General features: G+C 76.6%; 1 protein-coding gene. It reads right to left on the reverse strand.

Going from position 1 to position 828, the window contains the following annotated elements; all coding sequences use genetic code 11:
* A partial coding sequence (locus ACYVE9_RS29010) for a FecCD family ABC transporter permease (RefSeq protein WP_461030855.1) occupies nt 1-828 on the reverse strand: 828 nt, incomplete at both ends.

Below are 828 nucleotides of genomic sequence, written 5' to 3' on the forward strand. Positions count from 1 at the left end.
GCCGGCAGGTCCGCCACGGCCACCACCGTCGCGCCCCAGCACGCCGACCACGGCAGCCAGCGCACCGCGTCGCCACCGGGGTCGAGCCGCCGGGCCAGTTGCGGGGCGAGAAAGCCGACCCACGCCACCGGTCCGCACACCGCCACCACCGGGGCGATCAGCACCACGGAGACGGCGAGCGCGGCGAACCTGGCACGGTGCGGCCGGACGCCGAGCGCCTGCGCGTCCTCGTCGCCGAGGCGGAGCACGGCGAGCACCGGCGCGCACAGCACCAGCGCCGGCACCGCGACCAGCAGCCACGGCCACAGGCCGCTCACGTCGTCCCAGGTGCGCCCGGACAGCGAACCGAGCAGGTAGCGGTAGATGAGCTGGAGGTCCAGTTGGTCGGCGAGCACCATCATCACCAGCAGGGCGGACTGGAGGGCCGCGGCGACCGCCGCCCCGGTGAGCAGTACCGCGGACGGGCTTCGTCCGATCCCGGCGGCGAGCAGCGTGAGGGTGCCGCCGAGCGCCGCGCCGCCGAGCGCGAGCAGCGGGTGGAGCAGCGCCGGTACCGAGACGGCGAGCACGAGTGGCGCGGCGACACCCAGCGCCGCCCCGGAGGAGACGCCGAGCATCTCGGGCACCGCCAGCTGGTTGCGCAGGGCTTCCTGGAGCACCAGGCCCGCCGCGCCCAGGCAGGCGCCGGCGATCAGCGCCAACACCAGCCGGGGCAGGCGGAGTTCGGTGACGACCACGCCGGCCAGGCCATCGCCGCCCAGCAGTGCGGCGGGCAGTGCGGGGAGGGGGACGTACGGCGTCCCGAGGCTGAGTGCCGCGGTGGCGGCC

Source organism: Streptomyces sparsus, assembly GCF_054776295.1.